Source organism: Pseudoalteromonas sp. SG43-4, assembly GCF_014164325.1.
In the GTDB taxonomy this organism is placed as follows: Bacteria; Pseudomonadota; Gammaproteobacteria; order Enterobacterales; family Alteromonadaceae; genus Pseudoalteromonas; species Pseudoalteromonas distincta.
Genome location: NZ_JACJFB010000004.1, coordinates 1 through 2,633, shown reverse-complemented (window position 1 = coordinate 2,633; position 2,633 = coordinate 1). Strand labels below are relative to the sequence as shown.

Annotated in this window: 2 protein-coding genes; both read right to left on the bottom strand. The window is 31.6% G+C overall.

The genetic code is table 11. The features are described from left to right. Positions 1-136: 136 nt before the first annotated feature. Positions 137-916: a hypothetical protein gene (locus H5160_RS05115; RefSeq protein ID WP_138531063.1), complete on the bottom strand. Its 780-nt coding sequence runs from the start codon at positions 914-916 to the stop codon at positions 137-139. Between the two features lie 109 nt (positions 917-1,025). Continuing rightward, entirely contained in the window at positions 1,026-1,643 is a 618-nt protein-coding gene (locus tag H5160_RS05110) for a recombinase family protein (RefSeq protein WP_138531065.1), read from the bottom strand. Positions 1,644-2,633: the final 990 nt, after the last annotated feature.

Below are 2,633 nucleotides of genomic sequence, written 5' to 3'. Positions count from 1 at the left end.
TTATTATTAATACTATTTTTATTAGTTACTACAAGCTTTCTACGAAAGCGCTGTGATTTCATGGAATGAAATTAAACTACTCACAATATTAGTGCTGCGCACCACTTCATCAACAAGTTGATTCGAAAATCTAACTTTAGTTTAAAAATAAATTTTTGTTCGCAAGATCTTCTAGTAAATATTTATAGTGCTTAACTAATCTAGATTCAGTATAACCATTAGCTTGCTTCCACCATCTATACCCTATAGAACAACCTGCACACGCTTCGACTTGACCATTTACAGGTTTAGAATATAAATATACTTTAGTTTTCGAATCAGGGGTTTCTTGCCATACCCAAATATACAAATGAGATGAAAAGTTAGTTGTAATAACTCTATCTTTATATGTTGTTGATGAGCCATTAATTAAGTTCGTACCAGAAAATCCAAAAAATGACTCTACATTAGGCACTGATACTGTAGTGTTGAAATTACCCTGTGGTACTTCTACTTTTAAAAACCAACTATCAGCAACATCACTTTTTATAATGTCAAAAAAGCCGCACTGCGGAGAAACTCCATATTTAGAGAAAACTTTCCCTCTATTTAACCCTTTATAAATCGAAAAATCATTCTGTTGATAGGCCAAAAACTCAGTTTTAAAAACATCATTTTGAGCGTTTAAACATGCTTTATAATCAGCTGATTTCCTGTTGAAAAAATCTAATTTTTCTCTTTCTAACACCATATTGTTCTGAGCACGAAATGAATCACTTAGGGCAAAAATCAATGTTTTTGGGTCTATATCAAGCTCTATTATTGCATCATCAACACTCATATGAGCTAGATTAGAGTATTTAAAGTCAACCTTCTCGAAGTTATTGCTTTGACAACCAGATAAAAAAATAGAAAAAATTAATAATGTTATTCGCATGAATGTCCTTTTCAAATAAAAATTACTTTTAGATTGGTTTATATACACGCTTAAATTATAAACCTTAAAGTTTTTTAATTGAATAGATATTCCGTAAATATAGACTTAATCATAATATTCCTGATTTTACCATTTTTGAAACTTTTGCAACTGTAGCTCGACTACAATCTGCATCTTTAATAATACTAGACCATGATTTTCCGTCTTTTAACATAGAAGAAATAATTGACCACTTTTTTTTATCAGGTCTTCGCCCTAAGTAAATACCATTTTCTTTGGCTTTTTTAATACCCTGAGCCTGTCTTTTCTTTCTTGTTTCATACTCATCATGCGCCATAGCCGCTGCTAAATTAAGCATAAATTCGCTCAAAACTTTCCCTATATAACTTTCAGCTTCACAATCTGAAAAAACCCTATGCGTTGTAGGCTGATCTAATACAACTATATTAATTTCTCTATTTTGAAATTCAGTTTCAAGATTCTTCCACTGCTCGTAAGGAAGTCTTGTTAATCTATCCATTTTTTCAATGAGAATAATATCTCCTTTGTTACTATCTTCAAGTAAGCGCCATATTTCAGGCCTATCTATAGATGCCCCTGATGCATTCTCAACATAAAAACCAGCAATTTTATAGCCTTGCTCATCTGCGAACTTAATAAGCTCCTCTCGGCCTCTTAGAGCATCTTGCTGAACGGTACTCGCTCTTAAATATGCACGAATAAACATAAATATAACTTCCAGTCTGTTTTAAGTGGTCTTATATTATAGGTCTGTTTTAAGTTTGTAAACACCACTTAGCAGACCAAATTTAAAAGGTCTATTTGAGGTATGCTTTAACAGACTGCATTATTAATGCTTATAAATATTGGTTTAATAATGAGTATCGGTAATAAAAATGAAAAGAAATAGAAAAAGTTTTCGACTAACAGATCTAGCAGTCCAAGGACTTCAATTCATAATTTCTAAGGACAGTAATTCGAATAGCACAATAAACAAACTTCTAGAGTCAGTTACAGATAAAATAATTTACCTATCCCACGAGGATTTAGCTTTTTTAAAATACGGGAAAGAGCCTTCCTATTGCCCTATAACCTATTACTCACATCTTATATATCAAGACATAAAAGAAGCTCAGATGAAATTAAGCTTATCTACAGGGAATTAAAATGAAAGTAAAAAGTTATAAACGATTCAGAGAGTTCCGAGAGAAATTAATATACCTAAAAAGGTTAGAGAGGGAGTTAGATACTTCAGATACAAGGAGTACTTTCCTTAATCTTCAGAACCAAATAAAGACACTTAAGAAAGTCATATTCCATCAACCATATAACCATGTTAGATAATGAATTATTAGCTTACCGAAGTATCTTGATTTATTACATCCTTGATACAGGGCTGACAAATAAGGCCTTGTTTTTTAATAATTTAAATTACTTATACTCTTTTAGTAGTAAACACTTTACACATATATAGAACTTAACCATTCTTGTGCTTCACTCAGCCGCTAAGGAGAACTAATACTATCTAACTCACTGGTAACACTAACTGTGGTTTTATGAGTTGTGGTAAAGCAGCCCTACCTAAAAGGAATATAGTTATGGGTATTGAACTATTAGTAAATGTCTATCTACAGCTAACATTAAACCTAGATTCAATTACTCGGATTATCTCTAAAATGACATATGAAGATGTCAAAAATATCTGTATAGGTATAGG